This window comes from Pantoea sp. Fr+CA_20 (assembly GCF_024520835.1).
GTDB classification, from domain to species: domain Bacteria; phylum Pseudomonadota; class Gammaproteobacteria; order Enterobacterales; family Enterobacteriaceae; genus Pantoea; species Pantoea allii.
In genome coordinates, this window is record NZ_JALNPN010000004.1 from 117,885 (window position 1) to 141,464 (window position 23,580).

General features: G+C 54.1%; 23 protein-coding genes and 3 pseudogenes. 12 read left to right on the plus strand and 14 right to left on the minus strand.

Translation table 11 applies throughout. The annotated features are described in order from the left end of the window. The first annotated feature begins 23 nt into the window (after positions 1 to 23). The 5 genes from NR177_RS07455 to NR177_RS07475 are packed head-to-tail and all read left to right on the plus strand — an operon-like array spanning position 24 to position 5,301. The gene (locus NR177_RS07455) at positions 24 to 1,064 is read left to right on the plus strand and encodes a substrate-binding domain-containing protein (protein ID WP_172897151.1); all 1,041 of its coding nucleotides are present in this window, start codon (positions 24 to 26) and stop codon (positions 1,062 to 1,064) included. A 16-nt stretch (positions 1,065 to 1,080) separates the two neighbouring features. Then, on the plus strand, positions 1,081 to 2,580 hold the full coding sequence (locus tag NR177_RS07460) for a sugar ABC transporter ATP-binding protein (RefSeq protein WP_241567820.1): 1,500 nt from the start codon (positions 1,081 to 1,083) through the stop codon (positions 2,578 to 2,580). A gap of 29 nt (positions 2,581 to 2,609) precedes the next feature. Continuing rightward, complete coding sequence (locus NR177_RS07465) at positions 2,610 to 3,581, plus strand: ABC transporter permease (RefSeq protein WP_096010655.1); 972 nt, start codon at positions 2,610 to 2,612, stop codon at positions 3,579 to 3,581. Then, positions 3,581 to 4,438 (plus strand): MurR/RpiR family transcriptional regulator, encoded by an 858-nt coding sequence (locus tag NR177_RS07470; RefSeq protein ID WP_063879562.1) that lies wholly within the window; start codon positions 3,581 to 3,583, stop codon positions 4,436 to 4,438. Before NR177_RS07465 ends, NR177_RS07470 begins: the two co-directional genes overlap by 1 nt. A 2-nt stretch (positions 4,439 to 4,440) precedes the next feature. Further along, on the plus strand, positions 4,441 to 5,301 hold the full coding sequence (locus NR177_RS07475; protein WP_256852580.1) for a PfkB family carbohydrate kinase: 861 nt from the start codon (positions 4,441 to 4,443) through the stop codon (positions 5,299 to 5,301). A gap of 47 nt (positions 5,302 to 5,348) precedes the next feature. Here the strand turns inward: NR177_RS07475 and NR177_RS07480 are convergent, their stop codons facing one another. From NR177_RS07480 to NR177_RS07505, 6 genes are all read right to left on the minus strand, one after another. Next, positions 5,349 to 6,380, minus strand: a complete 1,032-nt coding sequence (locus NR177_RS07480; protein WP_096010652.1) for an NADP-dependent oxidoreductase — start codon at positions 6,378 to 6,380, stop codon at positions 5,349 to 5,351. Between the two features lie 438 nt (positions 6,381 to 6,818). Then, positions 6,819 to 7,937: an FAD-binding oxidoreductase gene (locus tag NR177_RS07485; protein ID WP_063879566.1), complete on the minus strand. Its 1,119-nt coding sequence runs from the start codon at positions 7,935 to 7,937 to the stop codon at positions 6,819 to 6,821. A 31-nt stretch (positions 7,938 to 7,968) separates the two neighbouring features. Further along, positions 7,969 to 9,042: a Gfo/Idh/MocA family oxidoreductase gene (locus tag NR177_RS07490; RefSeq protein ID WP_256852581.1), complete on the minus strand. Its 1,074-nt coding sequence runs from the start codon at positions 9,040 to 9,042 to the stop codon at positions 7,969 to 7,971. After that, positions 9,042 to 9,788 carry an amino acid ABC transporter ATP-binding protein gene (locus NR177_RS07495; protein WP_063879568.1) on the minus strand — a complete coding sequence of 249 codons (747 nt, stop codon included), beginning with the start codon at positions 9,786 to 9,788 and terminating at the stop codon, positions 9,042 to 9,044. Before NR177_RS07495 ends, NR177_RS07490 begins: the two co-directional genes overlap by 1 nt. A 1-nt stretch (position 9,789) precedes the next feature. After that, on the minus strand, positions 9,790 to 10,596 hold the full coding sequence (locus tag NR177_RS07500; RefSeq protein ID WP_256852582.1) for an amino acid ABC transporter permease: 807 nt from the start codon (positions 10,594 to 10,596) through the stop codon (positions 9,790 to 9,792). Positions 10,597 to 10,669: 73 nt separating this feature from the next. Next, positions 10,670 to 11,491, minus strand: a complete 822-nt coding sequence (locus tag NR177_RS07505; RefSeq protein ID WP_063879570.1) for an ABC transporter substrate-binding protein — start codon at positions 11,489 to 11,491, stop codon at positions 10,670 to 10,672. A gap of 195 nt (positions 11,492 to 11,686) precedes the next feature. Between NR177_RS07505 and NR177_RS07510 the strand changes: the two genes are divergently transcribed. Further along, complete coding sequence (locus tag NR177_RS07510) at positions 11,687 to 12,781, plus strand: LacI family DNA-binding transcriptional regulator (protein WP_109716335.1); 1,095 nt, start codon at positions 11,687 to 11,689, stop codon at positions 12,779 to 12,781. 130 nt (positions 12,782 to 12,911) lie between these two features. Here NR177_RS07510 and NR177_RS07515 read toward each other — a convergent pair whose 3' ends face one another. Further along, positions 12,912 to 13,475 (minus strand): GNAT family N-acetyltransferase, encoded by a 564-nt coding sequence (locus NR177_RS07515; RefSeq protein ID WP_256852583.1) that lies wholly within the window; start codon positions 13,473 to 13,475, stop codon positions 12,912 to 12,914. A 67-nt stretch (positions 13,476 to 13,542) separates the two neighbouring features. On the opposite strand from NR177_RS07515, the gene NR177_RS07520 reads away from it, so the two are divergent. Together NR177_RS07520 and NR177_RS07525 are read left to right on the plus strand one after the other, a co-directional pair. After that, a complete protein-coding gene (locus tag NR177_RS07520) occupies positions 13,543 to 13,935 on the plus strand; it encodes a VOC family protein (RefSeq protein ID WP_256852584.1) in 393 nt (130 codons plus the stop codon). Positions 13,936 to 14,493: 558 nt separating this feature from the next. Beyond that, complete coding sequence (locus NR177_RS07525) at positions 14,494 to 15,132, plus strand: glutamate racemase (protein WP_372340334.1); 639 nt, start codon at positions 14,494 to 14,496, stop codon at positions 15,130 to 15,132. A gap of 29 nt (positions 15,133 to 15,161) precedes the next feature. Here the strand turns inward: NR177_RS07525 and NR177_RS07530 are convergent, their stop codons facing one another. Beyond that, on the minus strand, positions 15,162 to 16,262 hold the full coding sequence (locus NR177_RS07530) for an NADH:flavin oxidoreductase/NADH oxidase (RefSeq protein ID WP_256852585.1): 1,101 nt from the start codon (positions 16,260 to 16,262) through the stop codon (positions 15,162 to 15,164). 296 nt (positions 16,263 to 16,558) lie between these two features. Beyond that, a complete protein-coding gene (locus tag NR177_RS07535) occupies positions 16,559 to 16,867 on the minus strand; it encodes a DUF1471 domain-containing protein (protein WP_063879575.1) in 309 nt (102 codons plus the stop codon). 520 nt (positions 16,868 to 17,387) lie between these two features. Between NR177_RS07535 and NR177_RS07540 the strand changes: the two genes are divergently transcribed. Continuing rightward, on the plus strand, positions 17,388 to 17,807 hold the full coding sequence (locus NR177_RS07540) for a hypothetical protein (protein ID WP_063879577.1): 420 nt from the start codon (positions 17,388 to 17,390) through the stop codon (positions 17,805 to 17,807). A gap of 3 nt (positions 17,808 to 17,810) precedes the next feature. Then, a pseudogene (locus NR177_RS07545) lies at positions 17,811 to 18,371 on the plus strand (RNA polymerase sigma factor). Positions 18,372 to 18,433: 62 nt separating this feature from the next. Here NR177_RS07545 and malG read toward each other — a convergent pair. Next, a pseudogene (malG, locus tag NR177_RS07550) lies at positions 18,434 to 18,877 on the minus strand (maltose ABC transporter permease MalG); the annotation flags it as partial. Between malG and NR177_RS07555 the strand changes: the two are divergent. Beyond that, positions 18,875 to 18,955 (plus strand): annotated as a pseudogene (locus NR177_RS07555) (hypothetical protein); the annotation flags it as partial. The pseudogenes malG and NR177_RS07555 sit on opposite strands and share 3 nt — an antisense overlap. 341 nt (positions 18,956 to 19,296) lie before the next feature. Here the strand turns inward: NR177_RS07555 and NR177_RS07560 are convergent. The 4 genes from NR177_RS07560 to NR177_RS07575 form a co-directional block, all read right to left on the minus strand. Next, positions 19,297 to 19,920, minus strand: a complete 624-nt coding sequence (locus NR177_RS07560) for a hypothetical protein (RefSeq protein WP_256852586.1) — start codon at positions 19,918 to 19,920, stop codon at positions 19,297 to 19,299. A 157-nt stretch (positions 19,921 to 20,077) separates the two neighbouring features. Continuing rightward, positions 20,078 to 21,307 (minus strand): MFS transporter, encoded by a 1,230-nt coding sequence (locus tag NR177_RS07565; protein ID WP_256852587.1) that lies wholly within the window; start codon positions 21,305 to 21,307, stop codon positions 20,078 to 20,080. Between the two features lie 113 nt (positions 21,308 to 21,420). Continuing rightward, positions 21,421 to 21,858, minus strand: coding sequence for a GNAT family N-acetyltransferase (locus NR177_RS07570; protein ID WP_256852588.1), 438 nt, complete (start codon positions 21,856 to 21,858; stop codon positions 21,421 to 21,423). Then, a complete protein-coding gene (locus tag NR177_RS07575; RefSeq protein WP_256852589.1) occupies positions 21,855 to 23,156 on the minus strand; it encodes a glycoside hydrolase family 10 protein in 1,302 nt (433 codons plus the stop codon). The genes NR177_RS07570 and NR177_RS07575 overlap by 4 nt, the downstream gene beginning before the upstream one ends. Positions 23,157 to 23,346: 190 nt before the next feature. On the opposite strand from NR177_RS07575, the gene NR177_RS07580 reads away from it, so the two are divergent. Continuing rightward, positions 23,347 to 23,490: a DUF2256 domain-containing protein gene (locus NR177_RS07580; RefSeq protein ID WP_074181021.1), complete on the plus strand. Its 144-nt coding sequence runs from the start codon at positions 23,347 to 23,349 to the stop codon at positions 23,488 to 23,490. Positions 23,491 to 23,580: the final 90 nt, after the last annotated feature.

Consider the following 23,580-nt stretch of genomic DNA (forward strand, 5'->3'; position numbering starts at 1 on the left):
ATGCATAATAAAAGGCTGAAAAAATGAAAAAACGTTTACTCGCCGTCATCGCTTCCTCGCTACTGTGCGCCAGTGTGTATGCCGCAGAGATGGCGCCGCTCAAGTCCGATACCGAACAGGATCGCACCGAATGGTCGCAGCTCGACAGTAAATATGGCGCGATGCCCAAGGTCGATAAATCGCTCAAAATCGGTGGCGTCTCTAAAACCCTGACCAATGAATACTGGCGTTTGCTGGGCGAGGGTTATCAGAACGCCGCTAAAAAATATGGCATCACCGTGGCTTATCAGGCCGCAGCGAATGAAGACGATCAACTGGGTCAACTGTCGATTGCCGAAACCATGATCTCCCAGGGCTATAACGGCCTGCTGGTTTCCCCGCAAACCGACATTAACCTTGAGCCTGCACTGGAAAGCGCCAACAGTAAAAAAATCCCGGTAGTGAACGTTAACGATGCGGTTATGCCGGATGCGGAACATTACGTCGGTAACGTCCAGAAAGACAACGGTGTGCGGGTGGCGAAATGGTTTATCGAGCACCATCCGCAGGGCGGCAAAGTTGCGGTGATTGAAGGCCAGCCTGGCGTCTATGCTGCCGGACAGCGCACCAGTGGATTTAAAGAAACGCTGAAGGCCAACGGCAAGTTCAATGTGGTGGCCAGCGTACCTGCCAACTGGAGCCGTGAGCAGGCATTTAACGCCGCCAGCACTATTTTGCAACAGCATCCTGACCTGATCGGCTTTTACGCCAATAACGACACCATGGCATTGGGTGTCGTGGAAGCGGTGCGTTCGATGGACAAAGCCAAACAGGTAGCCGTATTTGGTACTGACGGGATCTCCGATGCTTATGCGTCCATCAAGCGCGGCGAACTGACCGGTACCGTGGACAGCTTCCCGGTGCTGACGGGTGAAGTGGCGATGGATGTGATGCTGCGTTTGATTAACGGCCAGAAAATCTCACGCGTGGTTTCCACCCCGCAGGCGCTGATCACCAAAGAGAATGCGGATGCATTTTCCACCAAAGACATGGACAAGCTGCGTCAACTGTTAGCGCAACAGTAAGCCTGGCGGAGAGCGTATGGAACAGTATCGTTTAATGATGCGCGGCATCAACAAAACCTACGGCAGCGCCGCAGCTTTACAGAATGTCGACTTTTTTGTGAAGCCCGGTGAAGTGCATGCCCTGATTGGTGAGAATGGCGCGGGGAAATCCACGCTGTTGAATATTCTTTCCGGCGTGCGGGGCGCAGACAGTGGAGAAATCAGCGTCAACGGTCAGACGGTGCAGATGAAAAGCCCACTCAGCGCCCGTCATGCGGGGATTGCGATGATCCACCAGGAACTGCAACACGTTCCAGAGCTCTCAGTTGCGCAGAATATGTTTCTGGGCCGCCCACTGACCAAAGCAAAAGGGTGGTGGGTGGACAAAAAAGCCCAGCTGTCGCGCGCCACGCTGATTTTGAAACGGCTTGATCCCACGATCGATCCCAACAGCCCGATCAAAGATCTTAAAGTGTCTCAGCAGCAGATCGTCGAAATTGCCCGTGCGTTACTGGATGACGCTAAAATCATCGCCATGGATGAGCCGACATCCAGCCTGACGCCGCGCGAATTTGACCGGCTGGCTGAACTGATTGCCGATCTCAAGTCGCTGGGTGTGTCCTTGATCTATGTGTCACACAAGATGAACGAGATTTTCCGGGTCTGCGACCGGGCGACCATCATGCGCGATGGTAAACAGGTCGGGGTGGTGAATATCTGTGACGAAGATGAAGAGAGCATCGTCGCCAAAATGGTCGGCCGCAAGATAGAAAGGCTCGATCACAACGCCTTCGTGACCGCACAGGAAGTGTTGCGGGTCGAAAATCTGGCGCGTGGCAACGAAATATTACCCGCTAATTTTAGCGTCAACGCCGGGGAAGTGTTGGGCATTGCCGGGTTGGTCGGGGCAGGACGCACCGAGTTGCTCAAGCTGATTGCCGGTATCGACAAGCGCAGCAGCGGCACGGTGCAGGTCAATGGTCAGCCCGTCCCAAATCATAATATCAGCGCGGCCATAAAAGCCGGAATCGGTCTGGTACCGGAAGACCGGAAAAAAGAGGGCATTATTAAAGCGCGCTCGGTGAAGATGAATATGGCGCTGCCGTCCATGCGTCAGTTCACCCTGGCGGGGGTGATAAATAAACTTCGGTTAAATCGGGTGGCGCACGATGTCATGAGCGACCTTAAACTTCGCCCCATGGATATTGAAAAAACCATCGGTACGCTGAGTGGCGGAAATCAACAAAAAGTCATTATCGGACGCTGGGTCGCAGCGGATGCCAAGGTCTTTTTATTTGATGAACCCACGCGCGGCATTGATATTGGTGCCAAATCCGAAATTTATAATCTGATTGAACGACTGGCGCAGGCAGGTAAAGCCATTATTGTTGTCTCGTCAGAGATGACGGAAATTATTCGCATCTCCGATCGCGTATTAGTGATGCGGGAAGGAAAAATAACGAAAGAGTTAAAGGGCGAGGCGATTACTGAAGACAATATTGCCCGCTTTGCGATTAAAGATGTCGAAACTGCCTGAGCGGACACCTCTCTATAAAGGTTATCACTATGACGACTGAAACAAACATGCAGCCGGTTGGCCGTGCATCACCGCTGTTGAAATTTAACCTGCGCGATGCCGGAACCTTAATTGGCTTACTGATTATTGTGGTGACATTCTCTTTCCTGTCGCCGGTATTTTTTACCGTCCCGAATCTGTTGAATATTTTGCAGCAATCTTCGATTAATGCCTTAATTGCTCTGGGCATGACGCTGGTGATTATTTCAGGCGGTATTGATTTATCGGTCGGGCCAACCGCCGCACTCTCTGCCGTATTTGGCGCAACGCTCATGGTCTCTGGCGTGCCTGTGCCCCTGGCGGTTATCGCCACGCTGGGCATTGGCGCACTGAGCGGTATTTTCAGCGGTACGCTTATCGCCTATGCCGGGCTGCAACCCTTTATCGTGACGCTGGGCGGCTTGTCGCTGTTTCGTGCCATCGCGCTGATCTACACCGGCGGCAATCCGGTCTTTGGTATTCCGATGTCGTTCCGCAGCCTGATTAACAGCACGGTGTTCGGTGTGCCAACGCCCATCGTCGTGGTGGCCGTGATTGCCCTCTGCCTGTGGACGGTAATGAACAAAACCCCGTTGGGTGAGTACATTCTGGCGATTGGCGGCAATGAAGAGGCGGCCCGCGTGGCCGGTGTGCCGGTCAAACGAACCAAAGTCACGGTGTACGTGATCTCAGGCATGCTGGCCTCTCTGGCATCGCTGATTCTGATTGGTCGCCTGGGCGCGGCGGAACCGACCATCGGCAACCTGTGGGAGCTGGACGCCATCGCCGCTGCGGCCATTGGCGGCGCGTCTTTAATGGGCGGCAAAGGTAGTATCTTTGGCACCCTGATTGGGGTGATTATTTTGGGGGCGCTGCGTAACGGTCTGACCTTGCTTAATATTCAGGCGTTTTATCAATTGCTCGCTACGGGTCTTATTATTATCATAGCGATGTTGATTGACCGAGCGACCCGAGGCAAGTAATGAAGCAAGATCCGCGAGCCATTGGCGCTCAGATACGTATGCGATTACCTCAACTGACGCCGTTAGAACGGCGGGTTATTGAGGCAATCACTGCCAGAACCGATATTACCGAACAAACGTCGTTAAAAGAGATCGCGCAGGAGAACGGTGTATCGGAAGCAATGGTGGTTAAGATCACGAAAAAGCTTAACTTCACAGGATTCAGAAATTTCAGAAGCAGTTTAATTTATTATAACGCCTCTGAAGTGGCAGGTTTGCATGCGGAAATTGAGCCCGATGATTCATCGGAACAGTTACTGGCGAAAGTATTCAGAACCTCAATTCAGGCCATTGAAGAAACCCTGTCGGTTTTAGATGTCTCTGAATTTAACCGTGCGGCAGAGATTATTTTTAAGGCTCGTCATATCGATCTTTATGCCGTGGGCGGATCGGCAACGGTTGCGCGCGATCTTTCCCACAAGATGCTTAAGATTGGGATTAAATCCACCGCTTATGATGATGCCCATATAATGCTGATGTCTGCGGCAGTGTTATCTGATGATGATGTGGTTATCGCCATCAGTCACTCCGGTGCCACGCGTGCTGTGAACGATCCGGTTAAATTAGCCGCCCGTAACGGTGCCAGAGTGATTGTGATTACGAATTACGCCGAGTCGCCTATTGCGCGTCATGCGCATGTGGTACTTAATTCAACTTCTCAGGGATCGCATCTGTTAGGTGAAAATGCCGCATCACGAATTGCCCAGTTAAATATACTGGATGCGCTGTTCGTGGCTATCGCGAAAAAGGATTTAAAGCGGGCGGAGAAAAACCTGATCAAAACCCAGCATGCGGTTCAGGATCTGCGGGAATTCTGAGCATGAGTAAAATTGCAGTCACCGGCAGTCTTCATTACGACATTATGCTGGATGCCCATCATCGGCCTGAAAAGGGCGAAACGGTAATGGGAAACGCCTGTCACTACAAGTTTGGTGGCAAAGGCGGTAACCAGGCGATAGCGGCAGCCAATGCTGGCGCAGATGTGCGTTTTATCGGGGCCGTAGGGGCCGATGAACAGGGTGTGTTTTTACTAAATACGCTGCGTCAGGCCGGGGTTAACACCGATTCGGTCGCAACGATTAAGGATGTCCCGTCTGGCATGAGCGTGGCGATTACCGACGCGGAAGGCGACTATGGCGCGGTGGTGGTATCCAATGCCAATCAGCACATAGCGGCGGAGCCGTTCATGCAGGACGGTTTCTGGCAGGATGTGTCGATGCTGGTGTTGCAAAATGAAGTGCCGGAAGCGGTGAATCTGGCGGCGGCGCAGGCTGCGCGGCAGCAGCGTATTCCGGTATGTATTAATGCCGCCCCGGCTCGCCAGCTCTCTGCCGAATTTGAACGCTGCGTCGATTTGCTGGTGGTGAATGCGGTTGAAGCCCGGGATATGAGCGGCGTAGCGGTGACCGATCTGCTGTCAGCCAGACAGGCGGCAGAGCAGCTGGCATCACGTTTCAGTCGTGTTGTGGTCACGGCAGGGGAACATGGCGTGGCTTTCAGCGAAGCCGGCGAAACGCACAGCCTGCCTGCCCGTCAGATTACGCTGGTCAGCACGCACGGCGCGGGTGACTGCTTCATGGGCGTCTTGTGCAAGGCGCTTAATGATGGCAACAGCCTTGCGCACGCGGTAGCAACCGCCAACGATGCTGCGGCAGAGCACGTCTCACGCCCGATCAGATAAAAAAAATGCAACGTCAGGGACGTTGCATTTTTACAGGATCGGCTGGTTTACGAGGCAACTTTAACCACGGTTTTTCCGAAGTTTTTGCCGTTCAGCATATCGATAAAGGCTTTGGGGGCCTGTTCAAGGCCCTCAATCACGTGTTCGCGATACTGAATTTTTTTGCTCTCAACCAACGGCGTCATGGCTTTCAGGAATTCGGGATAGCGATGGCCGTAATCCTGGAAAATAATGAAACCCTGCATACGAATGCGACGTTTCAGGATGCCCGCCATAATCAGCGAGGTTCTGTCCGGACCGGCAGGGAGTGCTTTCTGGCTGTAGGCGGAAACCAGACCGCAGACCGGCACGCGCGCGGCGGTATTTAACAGCGGGAAGACGGCGTCGAACACTTTGCCACCGACGTTTTCGAAATAGATATCGATGCCGTCCGGACAGGCGTTTTTAAGCTGTTCTTCAAAGTCCGGGCTGTGGTGATTGATACAGGCATCGAACCCCAGATTTTCTACAGCATGACGGCATTTTTCTTCGCCGCCTGCCACGCCCACCACGCGACAGCCTTTCATTTTACCTAACTGACCCACAGTGGCACCCACCGGACCGGTTGCGGCGGCGACCACGAGGGTTTCACCTTCTTTCGGCTGACCGATGTCCATTAATCCCATATAGGCGGTAAAACCGGGCATGCCCAGAATACCCAGCGCCCAGGAAGGATGGGGCAGATTGTTATCCAGACGGGCAACATCTTTGCCATCAGAAACCGCATATTCCTGCCAGCCACTTTGGCAAAGTACCCAGTCGCCCTCTTTAAACTCACTGTTTTTGGATGCAGCGACCTGACATACCGTACCGCCGACCATCGGTTGATCCAGCTCTGCCGGTGGCGCGTACGATTTTCCCTCATCCATGCGACCACGCATGTAAGGGTCCAGTGACAGATAAATCGTCCGCAGTAAGATCTCGCCGTCTTTAATCTCCGGCGTCGGCTGCGCAACATAACGGAAATTCTCTTCCGTTGGTTCACCCTGTGGGCGTGAAGCCAGAAGCCAGGCGTGATTTGTTGTCGATTGTTCAGTCATAGTGTCGTCCTTTGCATGGGCTAACCGCTACGGGTTGCCGGGAATGAATGGCTAAAGTGTAGATGACTGAAAAAAGGATGCTTAACCCTGCTGGCGGTTAACGGGCAGGAGGGAAAGGGCAAGACCGGCGCGCGACGCAGCAGCGCGCGATTCTGCTGGGGTGATTCAGATTGCTCTGAATCACCCGCGCGGCGTGACAGTGCTTTAACGCGCGAAGCGGGTTGGCGGTGGCACTTTTCAGGACCGCCGTGACAGCCCTGGTGTGAGACACAGCCGCTAAAACTGCGGAAACCGAGGTTAGCAGACCTGATATTTGTCTCTTTCTGCAGTCGAGTCAAAATCAAGCCTGCGCCAGTAACGACATGCACGGCAGTGACAGGCTTCAGGGCGTTCATCCAGCGCCATAACGGCCATCACCGCCATGACGCTGGAAAGGGCTTAGCTAAACCTTTCTGGCCGGAAAGTGGCGAGCATCGGATGTTGCACACCATTGAGTATTTCATCGGTGAGAAGCTCGCCCAAAATCAGTGCCAGCGTTGCGCCCGAATGGGTAAACGCAACAAAGCACCCCGGCACTTTTTTCAGCTCCCCGACAACCGGTTCACCGTCACCCGGAACCGGCTTTAACCCGATTTTCCAGCTCTTTGCGTCCAGGGGTTTACCCTCACCAATCAGTTTACCGGCTTCCGCCATTAACTGGCTGATGACCGCCTGATCAATGCTGTACTGACCATCGGCATGCGCAACGATATCCTCTTCGTACCAGTCATGGTCCACCGCCAGCGTATTGCCCGGATTGGGGCGTATCGCCGCGCGCGGCGTGTTCATGACAACCTGCAAACCCTGATTTTGTGCAGTGCTGGTGACCAGCATGGCGACAGGCGACGCGTTTGCAATGTGCACACCAAGCGGCGCAACCACCTCGGGTGTCCAGGGGCCACAGGCGACAAGCACACGATCTGCGCTAAACTCACCGCGCTTTTCGCTACGAATGCCTGTCGCACGCCCCGCAGTGGTGATTACGCTTGCTTTTCCCGCATGCTCAACGACTTCGCCGCCTGAGGCTTTGAACTCATGAATCAGATGTTCCATAAGATGGGGCAGACTGACCCAGCCTTCACCCGGATTGGCAATCGCGACACGGGTAAGGGCGGTTCTGTTCACCTGAGGGTCAACACGATTTACTGTGGTGTGATCGACAAGGAGAGATTCGTAGCCATGCGCTTTTTCGTAATCATGGCGCGCCAGGGTTCCCGTATCATCGTCCTCCTCCCAGAACAGCGCGCCATCAAAACGCAGCCAGTCGAGATCGGGATGGCGTGCAAACAGGGTATGGTAACGCGCAATCCCTGCCATTCTTAGCGCATGATAAGGTTGCGACCGTTCGCCCGACGAGTTGAGCCAGGAAAGTGAACGTCCCGAGGCCCCGGAGCAGAGTTCCGCTTCGGTTACCAGCGTCACTCTGGCACCGGCTTTGGCCAGTTGCCAGGCGGTCGATACGCCCAGCACGCCACCGCCCAGTACAACAACGGTTTTGACTACAGCTTGTTCAGTCATGATTGATTCCTTTGTTAAAAAGTTACGCCGTTCAGGCAGTACGCACGCGGTTTTGCTGATGAAGCTGATCGATAAGCTTCAGTACCGCAAGCGCCTCATCTGTCTCGACAGGCGGTGGGCCGCCATGCAAAAGCGCACTGGCAAGCAATTGATAAAATGCGGGATAGTTGCCGCGCTGCAGGGTAACGACATCGCTTTCCTCCGCGGTCCCCATCCGGGGATAACCTTCGGGCGGCGTAACGCCGTACTGGTTGTCCGTGGGCGACATGCCTGCAGCCAGCTGTGGCTCCTGGTTATCCAGTCCCCAGTGGGTAAAGGCGCGCTTGCTGCCCAGCAGATGGAAGCGCGGTGCGTTCAGGGCAGCCTGACCATTCATCCACAGCCGCGAACGCACGCCGTTTTTATGCAGCAAGGAGACAAAACAATCCTCGTCGGTGTCCGACTGTTGGCCCGAATAGCGGGCTAACTCGGCGCTGGCTTCCTCTACCGGACCGAATAGCTGTATGGCCTGATCAATCAGATGACTGCCGAGATCCAGCAGCAGGCCGCCGCCTTGTGCAAGGGACACCGTGTCACGCCAGTTGCCAAACCCCTCAGGTCGCCACCATTCAAAGCGGGATTCAAAACTTCTTACAGTGCCAAACGCCTCTTCCTGCACCAGGCGCTTAAGCGTCAGAAAATCCCCATCCCAACGGCGATTGTGAAAGACCGTCAGCAAGGTATTGGCTTGACGGGCAGCGCTGATCATCGCTTCTGCTGCCTCGACGTCAGGGGCGAAGGGTTTGTCCACCACCAGATGAATGCCGCGCATACTGGCCTGCAAAGCCTGTTCACGATGTTGTGCGGGTGGTGTGGCCAGCACGATGAGATCCAGGGCGATTTCACCGCTATCGATAAGCTGCATCAGCGAAGGCCAGTCCGGCACAATCCGTGCCTGCGGGTAACCTTGCTGGGCGGATGCCACGCGCTGTTCATCGCGACTGACAATCACGTCAAGCCGGTAATCGGCATTGTGCGCTAGCAGCGGGGCATGAAAGACGTTTCCGGCAATACCAAAACCCACCAGCGCTGTGCGGACAGGACCTGAAACGGTAGAATGTGACATCAGAGCACCTCCGATAAAAATCGCTGTAAACGGGCAGACTGGGGACGTTCAAACAGTTGCTCAGGCGTGCCGGCTTCGACGATCTCGCCTTCGTCCATAAAGACCACCTGGTCGGCAACGCGTCGGGCGAATCCCATCTCATGCGTCACCACCACCATTGTCATGCCGCGCTGACACAGCTCGGCCATCAGCGTCAGCACGCCTTTCACCAGTTCGGGGTCGAGTGCGGAGGTGGCTTCGTCAAACAGCATCACTTCCGGTTCCATCGCCAGCGCCCGGGCGATGGCCACACGTTGTTGCTGCCCCCCGGAAAGATCGCGCGGGCGATGATCGGTGCGTTGCGCTAATCCCACTTCGGCCAGACGTTGCCTGGCAATGCTCAGCGCCTTCGCTTTCGGCTGGCCTTTGACTTTCCACGGTGCCAGCGCCACGTTTTCCAGCGCGCTGTGGTCGGGGAACAAATTAAAGTGTTGAAACACCATGCCGATGCGCAGTCGCAGCGCATCGGGTTTGTCTTTTAATACCGAGCGGCCGGCGAGTAAAACATCGCCGCTTTTCGGTTCATGCAGGCGGTTGATGCCCCGCAGTAACGTCGATTTTCCCGACCCGGAAGGGCCGATAATGCAGGTCGTGGTGCCGGGGGCGATGGCTAACGACACATTGCGCAGCACTTCAATCGGGCCGTATGCCAGGGTCAGATTGCGCAGCTCAAGACTTGCGCCATGAAAGGCAGAAGAGGTTGCCATGTTAATGTCCTTGTCCGCTGGTCAGAGAGGCAGTGGGCGCGACCGCCCGTTTTACCTCCACTTCATCGATTTCTTTTAAACCGCTCTGAGGGGCCGCAGCACGACGGCGTCCGGTGCGGTAACGGACATCGATGTGGTTCACGGCGTGCGTGAGTGGCACGGTAATCACCAGATAAAACAGGCCGGCCAGCATCAGGGGAGACAGGTTGCCGCTCAGTACCGCAGCATCCTGGCCTACCCGGAACAGCTCGCGCTGATAAGTCATCAGCCCCAGCAGATACACCAGTGAAGAGTCTTTGATGATGGCGATAAACTGGTTCACGATGGCGGGTAATACACGCCGGATGCCCTGTGGGATGATCACCAGCCGCATGGCCCGGCTATAACTCATGCCCAGCGCCCTACAGGCTTCCATCTGACCCTGTTCGATGCTCTGAATACCCGCACGAAAGATTTCACCCATGTAGGCACTTGCAATCAGGCTTAGGGCAAAGATGCCGAGGGGATAAGGCGTGGGGCCAAATAACTGGTAACTGAAACGCGCCAGCCCCTGACCAATAAGCAAAATGGTGAGGATGGAAGGCAGGCCGCGAAACAAGTCGGTATACAGCCGGGCAGGCAGGCGCAGCCAGCGCGAAGGTGAGATCCCCATCAGCGCCAGGATCAGGCCGAAAAAGGTGCCAAGTAGCGTGGCCGACACCGAGATAATCATGGTGTTAACCAGCCCCGTTGCCAGCAACTGGGGCAGGACGTCCATCATCGCAGGGATATCGAAGAAGGTACGCGAAAGAATAGTAATGAGATCCATAGCCGATTCTCTTTTGCGGGTGACAGACAGGGTCCATCACCAGGTACATTCACACGCACAACGTGCGCGGCGATTAAGGGTGCTGGGGCAGGTACTGTGCAGGCATCGGCGAGCCTGGGAACCACTTCTCATAAAGCTTTTCCCAGGTGCCATCCTGCATCGCATCTTTAATGGCTTTATCCAGCGCCGCTTTGAACGCTGGCTTGTTTTTGGCTATCGCCACCCCGGCAGGCGCATCAAAAGAAGGGATATTCGCGGCCATGACCAGATTGAAGCGCGCGGCATAATCTTTGGCGGCTTCATAATCAAGGAAGGTGGCATCAAGCGTGCCGTTATTCAGCGCGGAAACCGCCGCGTTGTTGTCAGGAAACCGAACCAGGTCGGTCTGTTTAAAGTGCTGCAACGCATAGGTTTCCTGCAGCGTTCCCTGAATCACGCCCAGTCGCTTATGGGCCAGCGTCTCGACATTTTTTACGCCAGAATCACTGCGCGTTAACACCGTCAAATAACCCGCCAGATAACCTGTCGAGAAATCCACGGTTTTTTCACGGGCGGGGGTAATGCCGATTGCGGCTACGCCCGCGTCATATTGCCCATTGGCGACGGCGGGCAGGATGGCAGAGAAATCTTGCCCAACGAAATCCACCTTATCGATCCCGATGCGATGGGCTACATTTCTGAAAAATTCGACGTCAAAACCGGTGAAATTGCCGTTTTTGTCAGTAAAGGTATAAGGCTTTGAATCACCCAGACTGGCGACACGCAGGTGCCCCGGTTCGATTAAGCCATACGGATTGTTATCACTTGCCGCGTGTGCACTGAAGCTGGCTGAGAGCATTACAGCAATGCCAAACAGGGCTGCGGATAAAGAGGGTAAACGTTTATGCGATGTCATAAAGCTCTTCCGATTTTGCAGGTGAAACGTCAGAGTCCACTTAGCCGGTGATATTATATTGAGACCGGTCTCAGTGAGGCGTAAAATGAAACCGGTGCTTGTTGTGAGACCGGTCTCAAGTGGATATAATGATATTAAGCACACGCTTTAAGCAGCGTCAATCCAGATGTTATCAACTTGTGATTCGAAATAATTATGACAACAAAAAAACCTCAATTACGGGGGCCGACGGTCGCGGATGTTGCACGCCAGGCAGGCGTTTCCAAAGCGCAGGCAGCAAGAGCGTTAGGCGGATATGGATCGGTCAGTGAAGATGTACAAACCCGTGTGGCTCAGGCGGCGGAAACGCTGGGCTATCGGCCAAATGAGCTGGCGCGCAGCATGAACACCGGGCGTTCAAATACCCTTGGCGTCATTGTGGGCGATATCGAAAACCCCCATTTTGGGCTGGCATTACGCGGCATGGCCGATGTTGCCCGCCAGGCGGGTTTTCATTTGCTCCTGAGTAACAGTGATGAAACCGTGGAAGAGGAGCGGGAAGCCGTACGTGTGATGCTGGACAAACGCGTCGATGGCATCATCGTAGCGCCCTGTAGCTCCCTGGCACGGGATAATGAACATCTGAAACAGGTGCTGGTGGAAGGGCGGGCACTGATGACCTTTGACCGCTCTGTCGAAGGGCTGGAGGTGGAAACGATTCAGGCAAACTTTCTGAACGTGGCAAAGCATGCCACGGAATTATTACTGAACGCCGGCCACCAACGTATCGCTTATCTTTCCAGTATGCGCATCGCCACACCTTATTCCCACTCTGTGGCGCTGGGGCCCACGCCTGTCGCGCAACGTGTTAAAGGCATGATTGATGCGCATCATGAAGCGGGAAAGGTTCTCGATCCGGCCCTGGTCCGTCTGAATGCTATTAATAATGACTGCATTGAGCAGATATTAACTGAACTGCTCGCACTCTCCGATCCGCCCAGCGCATTGATCGCCTCGGATAATCTCATTGCCATGGGGATACTGCGCGGACTGGCAAAACGCGGGCTACGCGTCCCCGAGGATATCTCGTTCGTGATGTATGATGATTTTCCCTGGACCGAACTGATGACGCCGGCGATTACCGTCGTGGCGCAGCCAGTGTATGAGATGGGCAGAGAGGCTGCGCGCAGGCTGATCTGCCATATCCGACAGCAACCGGCCGGCGTGTTACCTGAGTTTGAAAGCTGGATGGTGGTGCGGGGATCGATTGGCGAAAAGCGGCCAAAAGCGTGCAGAGAATCTGGCGGCTAGCTTGCGTTGTTGGCAGCAACCACGGCAACCGCATTGATCACCTGAGACCGCTGTTATCAGCCGTCGTGATGTCGGCGCCTTCACTGCGCGAGCCTTAAGAATCTGCGTTTCAGCAGTTGAACAACTGCTATTACTCTCTGGCGCTGGGGGTGTTGCCCGCCGCCCTCAGTGCTTGCCACGCTTTCTGATTAATCGAATAAAACAGGCTGGGTGGTGCATTGTCGACATCATAGATCTCGTCGATAAACCGCAAACCGGTTTTTTCCAGCACGCGTATTGAGGCCTGATGAGGGCGTCTTACCGAGGCTGAAATCGTCTCCAGCCCCAGTTCGCCAAAACCATAGTCAACGGCGAAGCGTGACAACTCGGTAGCGAACCCTTTGCCCCAGGCGTGGGTGGCGAAGCGGTAGCCAAGGTTGTTGACGGTCCTTTCGCCATAGGTGCGCACGCTTAATCCACCAAAGCCGATGATGATCTCTGGCGCTTCCTGGGTCGCTATCGCCCAGCTGTCATAGCCATAACGCTGAAACGACGCCAGTCTGTCGGCCAGCACCTTTTGCGCGTGGGCCAGGTCAGGATAAGGGCCTGCGGGGTTAAACGTATTGGTCGCGGGGTCGCCGTAAATGCTGAACAGATCCTTGTCATCGGAAGGGCGCATAGCTCTGAGCAACAAACGCTCGGTCTGAAGATGCACTACAAACCTCACTGTAAAGTCATCTGAATGGCGTATTAATAGCCTGTTTACTCAACAAGGAGAAGTGATGAATATTCAGCAAATGCGTATTGCGCGGCCCGTGAGCGATGTAGCCGCAAGCAGCAGCCTGTATTGTGCCGGTCTGGGACTCACGCGCATGGGAGAATTCACGGATCATGAGGGTTTTAGCGGGGTGATGTTGGGCGATAAAACCCTGTCATGGCATCTGGAATTTACCCAATGTCATCACCATCCTGTACAACCGGCTTCGACAGCCGAGGATCTTCTGGTGCTTTATCTGCCGGATGAAACCCACTGGCAACAGCGCTGCTCAGACCTGACGCGCGCAGGCTTTGTGAGAGTCACCGCGTTTAATCCTTATTGGGAGAAAAACGGCGCAACCTTTCAGGACAACGATGGTTATCGGATCGTGCTTCAGCACGGCGCGTGGCAACCTTAACGCCTGCCTTTTCAGTTTCGCGCGTTACAGGCGCTTTGTTTCAGTTAATGCGAAGCAAAGCGCAACGCACTATCGTCGCCAGACGTTAATTTTATGGCAATCAATTAAACGTTAATGCATGGCATATTTTCATTTACGTTGTCGATAAAGTGAATTCTTGCCTGTAACCAACAGAGTTTTACGACTCACATCGGTTTTTTTTAAAACTCAGCGCAACGGCTAAGCCACGGAATTTTTCACAGGCACTACAGCAACTGCCATTCTGATGCCCGATCTTGTTAACGCAATTTCCCCGCTATTCTTTTGCTTTTACCTCTACCGCAGGCATTCTTTTTCATGATGGCTGAGGTCAACGGGATTCGTTGTTAAGCGTCGTACTGCGCCGCGAACTTTCAGCATGAACGACTAAACAGCGATAGCGGACGTGATGGTTAGCGGATTCGTCAGGCAATGCCCACGTCTGTCAAAGTGGACATCTCTGCGTGCGCAAGCCTGGTGTTGGTGTCCGGATAAACGCATGGCATGATGGGGAACGTTTTCTAGCCTAAGAGCCAACACGTGATCAATATTGCCTGCTTACATACCGCCGCCAGCAATATCGCCATCTTTGACGATGCTGCCCGGCAGCTTAATCTGACGCATCTGCAGCTCAGCCATCTGGTCATGCCGCACCTGCTGGCGGAAGCCGAAACCAGCGGTGGCCTGACGGCAGGGCTTTACGATCGGCTGGTGATGCTGCTACAGGATCTGCAACCGCATTTTGATGTCATTCTGATCACCTGTTCAACGCTTGGGCCGGTTTCTGCCGCGTTTTTTCCGCTCAAAAAACCCTGTGCTGTCTGGCGTACCGACGGCATGTTGGCAAAAGCTGTGCACAGCAATGAGAAAAAAACGGTGGTGCTTTGTGCCGCTGAATCCACGCTCGGCGCAACACGGGCACTGTTCTGCACTAACGGACGGACGCCTGAAGTACGGCTTATCCCGGATGCCTGGCAGCGATTTAAAGCGGGTGATGAGGCGGGATATCTTCACTGTGTGCGTACGGCGGTAGAAGATGCCTGGCTGCAGGGCGCAGAGCAGGTGGTGCTGGCTCAAAGTTCGATGGCACCGGCTGCGCAGTTTTTTACACCGCAACGTCAGCCGTTGTCAGGGCCTCATCTGGCGCTGCTGCAGTGCCATCATCAACTCTACCGTTGAGGCCGCAACCAGGTTGCGGCCCGTACAGGTTATTCGTCTGGTTTCAGCGTGCCTTTTACCCCGTGGGGTTCTGAGCGCAGATACTGTGGCGGTGCTTTGACGTTGGCGCTAAATTCAGCCGCGGCGTGCCATGGCCAGCGCGGGTTATAAAGCATTCCACGGGCCAGTGCGACCAGGTCGGCTTCGTCCTGTTGTAAAATCGCCTCGGCCTGCTGCGGCTCGGTAATCAATCCCACCGCAATCACCGGAATACCAATTTGCTGGCGGATATCGCGCGCAAAGGGAACCTGATAGTTTGGTCCGACCTTGATCTGCTGCTGTTCAGACAGCCCACCGCTGGAGACGTGAATATAGGCGCAGTTCAGGAATTCAAGCTGCTTTGAGAAGGCGATGGACTGGCTGACATCCCATCCACCCTCTACCCAGTCGCTGGCTGAAATCCGCACGCCAACCGGAATCTCTGCCGGAACGGCTTCGCGCACCGCGTTAAACACCTCTAAAGGAAAACGCATCCGGTTTTCCAGCGAGCCGCCGTATTCATCGCTCCGTACGTTGGATAACGGGGAAAGGAACTGATGCAGCAGATAGCCATGGGCGGCGTGAACTTCAATTAATTCAATCCCCAGACGAACGGCGCGTTTTGCCGTCGCGACAAAGGCATTTTTAACGCGCTCAAGATCGCTGACCTGCATTTCCAGCGGAAGATGCTCGCCGTCACTGAACGACAGGGCAGAGGGGGCAAGGGTTTGCCAGCCGCCATCCTGAGGCGCAATCTGCTTGCCACCTTCCCAGGGAACGGTACAGGAGGCTTTACGCCCGGCATGGCCTAACTGAATCCCGATAGGCATGTCGGAATAGTGGCGAATATCGTGCAGGACGTCAGCCAGCGCGGTTTCGGTTTCATCGTTCCACAAGCCTAAGTCGCCGTAAGTGATTCGGCCAATATCTTCAACGGCGGTGGCTTCAATAATCAACAAGCCTGCGCCCGAAAGGGCGAGATGGCCAAGGTGGATACGATGCCAGGCGGTCGCACGACCTTCCTCGGCCGAATACTGACACATGGGCGCAATAACGATCCTGTTATCCAGGGTTAACTCACCCAGAGAGAAGGGGGAAAAGAGTTTGCTCATAAAAACCTCATTGTCTGCGCTCGGTTAACAGTCTGGTGAAAACTATAGTGGCTGATTGGCAAACGCGTGCGTAAAGCAGCGTAACAATTTATTGGTGATGACGGTTACCGCCTTTAGTTACAGCATACATATAAAGTGAAACTAACAGGTGCAATATGAAGATAAGTCATGGGCTGTAAATAATGGAATCTATGAGCGTGAGTAGAAAAAAAGGCGTGAACCCTGCTGTTAATGCCGATGATAACAGCAGGGGTCAGGGCATAGAATAACGCGTTGCGAAGATTGATCGGTCACAATCAGGCTCTCTGCAATGCCTTCTCATCAAGCGAATACAGGGTAGCGGTCGCTTCCAGAATATGCTGCTGGTCATTACCCGGCTTATGGGAATCGACGTGGGTGATGTGATAGCCGACCGCACCGGCCTCAGTCGCTTTGCGCAGCAGTGCATCCGTGATTTCTTCCATCGAGGTTGCCCAGGTCACGGTCGTCACGCCCATCGGCTTGATGGCATTTTTTTCTTCCTGGGATAAGCCAGTGCGGATAAAAACAGGGCTTACTGTCTGAGGAGAAAAGATAGACAAAATATCCTGAACAAGTGCTTTCATTTTCGTGCTCCTGAGTATCTGAATTTACAGCATCACGCGCCTGTTAAGCGCCATCGATTTATTAATTCGCCATGGGTTCGATTAACGCATGCATGTTAAGGACTGTCGGCAAAAGTTATAAAATACCTTTTCGAGTTAACGAATTTGGCTTTTCTTGCTAATCAGATGCTTATGAAAGCTTCAGCCACACTTGAGCTGAAATATGGCAGGTTTTTCGTGTCTGCTTACAGGTTGTGAAATCCAGATACAAAATATCAACACAAAACTAACAATTGAGCGGGGAGCGCACGAAGTGCGTTGAAAAGGGCGCATGGCTGCACGATAAGCAAACATAACCGACGTGCTGCATTGGGTCATGATGAAGACATCGCCACCGTATTGTCATCACCGACTGCTTAGTCGCGAGCGTGCCAACCATCCCGTTTCTGCCGCTTTTTTTCAAAACGTCAGCAATATTTTGCCGCCTCATTCGTCTACCTCATCACACAGGATTGTTAATTACCGATGAGGTCACCCTGATATGAGAGATATTGATAACCACCCGTTCCGTCATGCCCGTGGTATGGGCAGAAACCGACTGGCGAAGCCATTGATCGTCGGTGTCGTTTTAATTGTCGCGCTGTGTCTGCTGGTCATGTCACTATGGAACGCCTTACTGCCCGCCATTATTGGGGTCAAAACGATCGGTTTCTGGCAGGCTGCGGGGCTGTTGTTACTTTGCCGGATTCTGTTTGGCGGATTGGGGATCAGGCCGGGGATGTTTGGCCATGCCCGACGCCGTATGCATGAGCGCTGGATGCAGATGACACCAGAACAACGAGACGCATTTATGAAGCAACGTCGTGACGGTTTTGGTCATCGGGGACACCATTGCCGGGATAAAGCCCGGAACGAACAGCCGCCGTCTCCCAATGACAGCCATGATGCCCGGACTGAGTAAACGATGAAGGCCAGCGCATCGCAAACCTCATCATGGATAAAAGCGCTTACGCTCTGCAGAACAAAACTCCACTCTTTTATTCGCGCCCGTACCTCAGCACGCGATGAGGCTGAGGATATTTTGCAGGAAATTACCTGTCAGCTGATGGGTGTGGAACAGCCGGTTGAGAATATCTCCGCCTGGCTGTTTCGGGCGGCGCGTAATTAAATGACGGACCGGGCGCGTAAGAAGCGGGAACTGCCGCTTTCCGTCTTCAGGGAAAACGACGAGGAGGAGGCGGTAGAAAATGAACTGGCTGAAACCCTGTTTGGCCTTCCGCAAACGCCTGAAGATGATTACCTCAGAGCACTGCTCTGGGACGCGCTGGAAGAGGCATTATCCGAACTTCCGCCCGCTCAGTTTGAGGTGTTTGACCAGACGGAGCTACAGGGGATCAGCTATAAAGCGCTGTCACAATCAACCGGGATCAGTGTTCAGACCTTGCTGTCGCGCAAGCATAAAGCAGTGCTGTATCTGCGTATGCGTTTGCGTGCGGTCTACGACGATCTGGTAAATAACGACTAAAAAAGGCGGCCACTGGCCGCCAGAGTGCGCCTTATCATCTGGTCTTTATAAGAATGACAAGATCAGCCTTTCACGCCACCGGCGGTCAGGCCGTTCACCAACCAGCGTTGCGCCAGCAGGAACACCAGGGTAATAGGAATCGCAGAGAGAACGGCGGCGGCGGCAAAATCGCCCCACAGATAGTTTTGCGGGTTAAGGTATTGCTGCATTCCCACCGCCAGCGTGTAGCTGTTGACATCGCGCAGCAGTAGCGAGGCCACTGGCACTTCAGTCACCGCAGCGATAAACGCCAGAATAAACACTACCGCTAAAATGGGCACCGACAAGGGCAGCAGCACCAGTCGAAACGCCTGCCACGGCGTCGCACCATCCAACGCAGCCGCTTCCTCCAGCGAACCGTCGATGGTTTCAAAATAGCCCTTTATCGTCCAGACATGCAGCGCGATGCCGCCAAGATAGGCAAAGATCACGCCGCCATGCGTATTCAGCCCAATAAACGGCAGGTATTGCCGGATGAGGCCGAACGGCTCGGCTCGACGTCCGCGCGGCAAACATTAATCAGCAGTGTTAAAGGCAAGGGGTAATCACTCCTACAGTGCTGATTTGTTGCTTCTTACGCGCTAAGGCGCACCTTTTTACGCCTAATGTCTGTCCAGTGGGGTAATAACATCACGATGCGGAGTCTGCCCATCATTCCTTCCATTTACGGGCACGTTCCTGCAGCCTTGCCAGGCACAATTTCTAACCTAAACAGTTAATTTTAGGTACGCGATCGCGTTTGAGGACGCACATCATTGACGGCGCTGATACAAGAAAGGCTCTACCACATCAGGAGTCTTAATTATGTTTATGCGTTTACTGATCCCGCCGGCAGTTGTTTTGTTATTCAGCGTATCTGTTATAGCCAGTAACGGCTTTCGACAACTCAAAATAGGCGAAAACCAACGCCCTTTTGAAGTTGCGGTCTGGTATCCCACCGAGACGCGCTCGCCAGTAGTGTGCCCTGAAACACGGCAATCAACCCGGGCGCGATATCTATTCTCAGGCTAATTGCCGCATCGGCGAGGGCCGAAAAGCAAAGGAAGCATCCTGCGGCCAGCATCATCTTCTGCGTAAGAGAAGCTTTACTAAAGCGTGATATTGAAAAGAAATCGGCTCCGTTTCCTGCCGTACGCAGCAGTGCAATGCCGTACCCGGCGTAGAGGATAAAAAGCAGGCAATCTGTTAGCGCGGGAAGAAACAGCTGGATGAACACCATACCGTATACAGGAAGGGTTGCCAGTCTCAGGCGACGTGCACGCGAGTAATATGTGAGATCGGTAAAACAAGACCATGCCACAGCCGGTAAGAAGGTTGCCAGTAGCGCCTGCAAGGGTTTCAAAAGGGCGAAATGCCACTCCCATCTGATGATGCCCAGCGCGATAAGCAGCGCTGAGGCGGCGATAAAAAGCATCGCGCCGCGGTATTCGCGCCGCCCGGAAACCATCAACAACATCATTAAAATCAGCAGTGCCAAAAGCGTGATAACAGGGAAGGGAATGGAAAACATGCGATGCGTCCGCAAAGTGTGTTGGCGTTATCTTGACATATTTGCTGCACCACAGGTTAGCGAAACGCTCGTTTGCTTTATCAATAAAATGCACAGGCTGCGGGATAAACGGGCGCTTCAAAACGCACAGGCAGCAGCACGCTGCCTGTCTGTGCCGTTATTTAACGCGACGTGTATCGGGCATCAGTAAGGTGGCAAAGCCCAGCAGTGGAAGAAAGCCACAGGCGTTGTACACCGTGGTGATGCCGTAACAGTCCGCAAATTTCCCCAGCGCCGCCGCCGCAATCCCGCCAATACCAAACATGGTGCCAAACATAATCCCGGCCACCATGCCGGTGCGGCCCGGCAGGACTTCCTGCGCATATACCACCAGTGCGGCAAAAGCCGATGAAAAGACCAGACCAATACAGACGGTCAGCACGGCGGTCCAGAACAGATTGGCATGCGGCATCAGCAGCGAGAACGGGATAACGCCCAGAAACGAGATCCAGACCACTGCCTTACGACCAATACGATCGCCGACCGGCCCTCCCACCAGGGTGCCGATCGCCACGGCGGCCAGAAAGGTAAACAGGTAGATCTGAGCCTGAGGGATCGGGAGCTGAAAACGCTCAACCAGATAGAAAATGTAGTAGTTACTAATAGAAGCAATGTAGGTAAATTTTGCCAGCAGCAGCACACCGACCACCGACAACGCCAGTTTCACATCTCGCGGGGACAGCGATCGCAGTGACTGGACGTTATGTTTTTTCATGTGTGCATGGCCGTGCTTAACCGTCCAGCGGCTGATGCCGGAAAGCACAATGACCGCAAACAGCGCAATCAACATCAGCCAGCCCACCGCCAGTTGCCCATGCGGAATAATCAGCATCGCGGCCACTAAAGGCGCAAAGGCCGTGCCGATATAGCCACCGACCTGAAAGGTGGACTGCGCCGTACCAAAGTGCCCGCCCGATGCCATGCGTGCCACACGGGAGGCTTCAGGGTGAAAGGTTGCGGAACCCACGCCGATCAGCGCCGAAGCAAGCAACACCACGGAGAAGTGCGGGGCTATTGCCAGCAGTCCGATGCCGAACAGGGTTGCCACCATGCCAGAGGGCAGTAGCCAGGGTTTAGGATGTTTGTCGGTATACAGGCCAATCCAGGGCTGCAACAGCGAGGCGGTCATCTGATAAATAAGCGTAATCAGGCCAATCTGCGCATAGCTGAGAGAAAAATTGGATTTCAGCAAAGGATAAATCGACGGCAACATGGCCTGGATAAAATCGTTACAGCAGTGGGAAACCGCCACCGCGCCAAGAATCGACACCAGAATCTTCTGGCTGTCGTCAACGGTCGGGGCCAGGCCCGGCGGGTTTGATTTTACGTCGCTGGAGTAATCAGACATGAGGATTTCCGTATAGGCGGCTTTACGTTTGTTGACGTATCTTACCCCACGAAAAAACAGCGGTGCTGACAAAAGTGCTATTTATGGCAAATTAGTAAAATAATTGTTAATGATCATAATGTTTTACTCAGGCAAACCGAGGCGGGCCTTTCCACATACACGCCATAGCGGTCGGTTTCCTGATAACCCTGACGCTGATAAAACGCCACTGCGCGGGTATTGATGACGCGGGTAGAAAGCCGAATCGCTTTATAGCCCCGCTGCCGGGCAAGCTGCTCAATGGCTGCCAGCAGCGCCGCGCCGGTTCCCGCACGCTGTCGGGTGGAAAACATGCGTTTCAGTTCGGCCGTATCAGGGGAAACATGCAGCAATGCGCCGCAGCCAACAGGGTTATCCGCATCATCGGTGGCCAGTATCCATAGCGCATCGTCTGAGGGAGTAAAGTGATGCGTCCCGTCGTCGCCGGTGATTGCCAACAGCTCGGCTGACAGACGGGCCGTCAACGTCTGCAGCGCCGGTGTGCATGCGGGGACGCTCCTGGTATGGATCACTTTGTCTGGCCCCAACGGCTGCGCAGGTAGTTAACGGCCTGCTGGGTTTGCGGCTGATTCAGGTAATCTTCCCGGAACAAAATAGTGCCATCGATCTGCGGGATGGAATCGTTAAGATCCAGTTGTCTTTTTAGCTCCGGCACACCACCGTTAATCGTCCACTCCGGCTCATTTTTAGCCGGCACGCCAACCTTGTATAAAGCAATGCCGATATACAGGCGGGTTTTGGTTGGCTTCACCACGTTAGCCCACCAGTTTGCCAGCACATCATAGCGGGCGGCGCTGCGCGAGAAGGGCCAGTAAATCTGCGGCGCAATATAGTCCAGCAAGCCTTCCTGCACCCAACGGCGCGTATCCGCATAGGATTCATCATAAGCCGCCGCACCGCGCGTATCCGAGCCTGCCGCATCATGCGAGCGGTTACGCCAGACGCCAGCCGGGCTGACGCCAAATTCTACATTCGGCTTGAGCTGCTTGATGGTGTGAGAAACCTGTTCGATTAACAACTGCGTATTGTGCCTGCGCCAGTCCGCTTTAGACGCAAAACCCTGACCGTATTTGATAAAGGTCTGGCTGTCATTCAGGGCAGAACCCGGTGATTCGGCATAGAAGTAATCATCAAACTGCACGCCATCGATGTCATAACGTTTGACCACTTCTGCCACGATGCTGGTTATCCAGTCCCGGGCATCCGGAATACCGGGGTCGAGCACATAGCGATCCCCCGAGGTACGAATCCAGTCGCGATGCAGCACAAACACGCTGGCAGGCTGCTGTGACAGCGTGCGGTTAAGCTCAGCCACCGTTGAAGGTTTGGTATTCACCGAGACACGATAAGGATTAAACCAGGCATGTACCCGCATACCGCGCCTGTGCGCCTCATCGAGCATAAACTGCAGCGGATCGAAGCCCGGGTCCTGACCAATCTTTCCGGTCATCATGTCTGACCAGGGCAGGATTTTTGATCTCCATAGGGCCGTGCCGTCTGGTTTAACCTGAAAAAACACGGTATTGATGCCCAGACTTTTCAGCTTATCCAGCTTATCGGTCAGCGCTTTTTTTTGCTGACTGACGCGCACGTTGTCATCGCTGATATTCACGGAGGCGATCGGTGGCCAGTCAAGCCGTGAAACCGTCGTCAGCCAGACGCCGCGCACCGGTTCATGATGTTGCACCGGTTGTGAAGGCAGCGACGGTTTACTGACGGGCGGGAAGGGCGTAACCAGCGATTTAGGCGGTTCAGAGGCACAACTGACCAGCAGCAAGGCCGATGCGGCTAACAGGCCAGTTTTTACCACCGCGTTGAAGCGGAACAGGTCGCGAAAGGTGATGATGATAAACTCCGTGTAGCGCAGTCCTTGATGCAGGCTATTCTGATCCTATTTGCCGCAAAGTCAATCAGCCCTACCAGCATCAGGTCACGCAGTTTGCCTTACCCGGCGTCTATACTTTTTATGCTAATGCGTCACCTGAGCAAAGGAGCGATAAATGAAAACATGTAAAGGCAATAAACAGTCATTGCCGGTTCGCTATTGCAAACAGTGCCAGAAACCGATGACCTGGCGCAAAAAGTGGGAGAAATGCTGGGAAGAGGTGCAATATTGCTCCGAGCGCTGCCGAAGACAACGGTGAGGGAATGCGCTGCAAGCCTGATCAGGACACATAATCGGCCTGTTATTCACCCTAAACGTAGCGATGTAACATTTAGCAAAGGTTATCCTG

What these genes read in the sequence shown, in the direction of transcription:
- NR177_RS07455 (WP_172897151.1), top strand. Translation starts at nt 24, where the DNA reads ATGAAAAAACGTTTACTCGCCGTCATCGCTTCCTCGCTACTGTGCGCC.
- NR177_RS07460 (WP_241567820.1), top strand. Translation starts at nt 1,081, where the DNA reads ATGGAACAGTATCGTTTAATGATGCGCGGCATCAACAAAACCTACGGC.
- NR177_RS07465 (WP_096010655.1), top strand. Translation starts at nt 2,610, where the DNA reads ATGACGACTGAAACAAACATGCAGCCGGTTGGCCGTGCATCACCGCTG.
- NR177_RS07470 (WP_063879562.1), top strand. Translation starts at nt 3,581, where the DNA reads ATGAAGCAAGATCCGCGAGCCATTGGCGCTCAGATACGTATGCGATTA.
- NR177_RS07475 (WP_256852580.1), top strand. Translation starts at nt 4,441, where the DNA reads ATGAGTAAAATTGCAGTCACCGGCAGTCTTCATTACGACATTATGCTG.
- NR177_RS07480 (WP_096010652.1), bottom strand. Translation starts at nt 6,380, where the DNA reads ATGACTGAACAATCGACAACAAATCACGCCTGGCTTCTGGCTTCACGC.
- NR177_RS07485 (WP_063879566.1), bottom strand. Translation starts at nt 7,937, where the DNA reads ATGACTGAACAAGCTGTAGTCAAAACCGTTGTTGTACTGGGCGGTGGC.
- NR177_RS07490 (WP_256852581.1), bottom strand. Translation starts at nt 9,042, where the DNA reads ATGTCACATTCTACCGTTTCAGGTCCTGTCCGCACAGCGCTGGTGGGT.
- NR177_RS07495 (WP_063879568.1), bottom strand. Translation starts at nt 9,788, where the DNA reads ATGGCAACCTCTTCTGCCTTTCATGGCGCAAGTCTTGAGCTGCGCAAT.
- NR177_RS07500 (WP_256852582.1), bottom strand. Translation starts at nt 10,596, where the DNA reads ATGGATCTCATTACTATTCTTTCGCGTACCTTCTTCGATATCCCTGCG.
- NR177_RS07505 (WP_063879570.1), bottom strand. Translation starts at nt 11,491, where the DNA reads ATGACATCGCATAAACGTTTACCCTCTTTATCCGCAGCCCTGTTTGGC.
- NR177_RS07510 (WP_109716335.1), top strand. Translation starts at nt 11,687, where the DNA reads ATGACAACAAAAAAACCTCAATTACGGGGGCCGACGGTCGCGGATGTT.
- NR177_RS07520 (WP_256852584.1), top strand. Translation starts at nt 13,543, where the DNA reads ATGAATATTCAGCAAATGCGTATTGCGCGGCCCGTGAGCGATGTAGCC.
- NR177_RS07530 (WP_256852585.1), bottom strand. Translation starts at nt 16,262, where the DNA reads ATGAGCAAACTCTTTTCCCCCTTCTCTCTGGGTGAGTTAACCCTGGAT.
- NR177_RS07535 (WP_063879575.1), bottom strand. Translation starts at nt 16,867, where the DNA reads ATGAAAGCACTTGTTCAGGATATTTTGTCTATCTTTTCTCCTCAGACA.
- NR177_RS07540 (WP_063879577.1), top strand. Translation starts at nt 17,388, where the DNA reads ATGAGAGATATTGATAACCACCCGTTCCGTCATGCCCGTGGTATGGGC.
- NR177_RS07560 (WP_256852586.1), bottom strand. Translation starts at nt 19,920, where the DNA reads ATGTTTTCCATTCCCTTCCCTGTTATCACGCTTTTGGCACTGCTGATT.
- NR177_RS07565 (WP_256852587.1), bottom strand. Translation starts at nt 21,307, where the DNA reads ATGTCTGATTACTCCAGCGACGTAAAATCAAACCCGCCGGGCCTGGCC.
- NR177_RS07580 (WP_074181021.1), top strand. Translation starts at nt 23,347, where the DNA reads ATGAAAACATGTAAAGGCAATAAACAGTCATTGCCGGTTCGCTATTGC.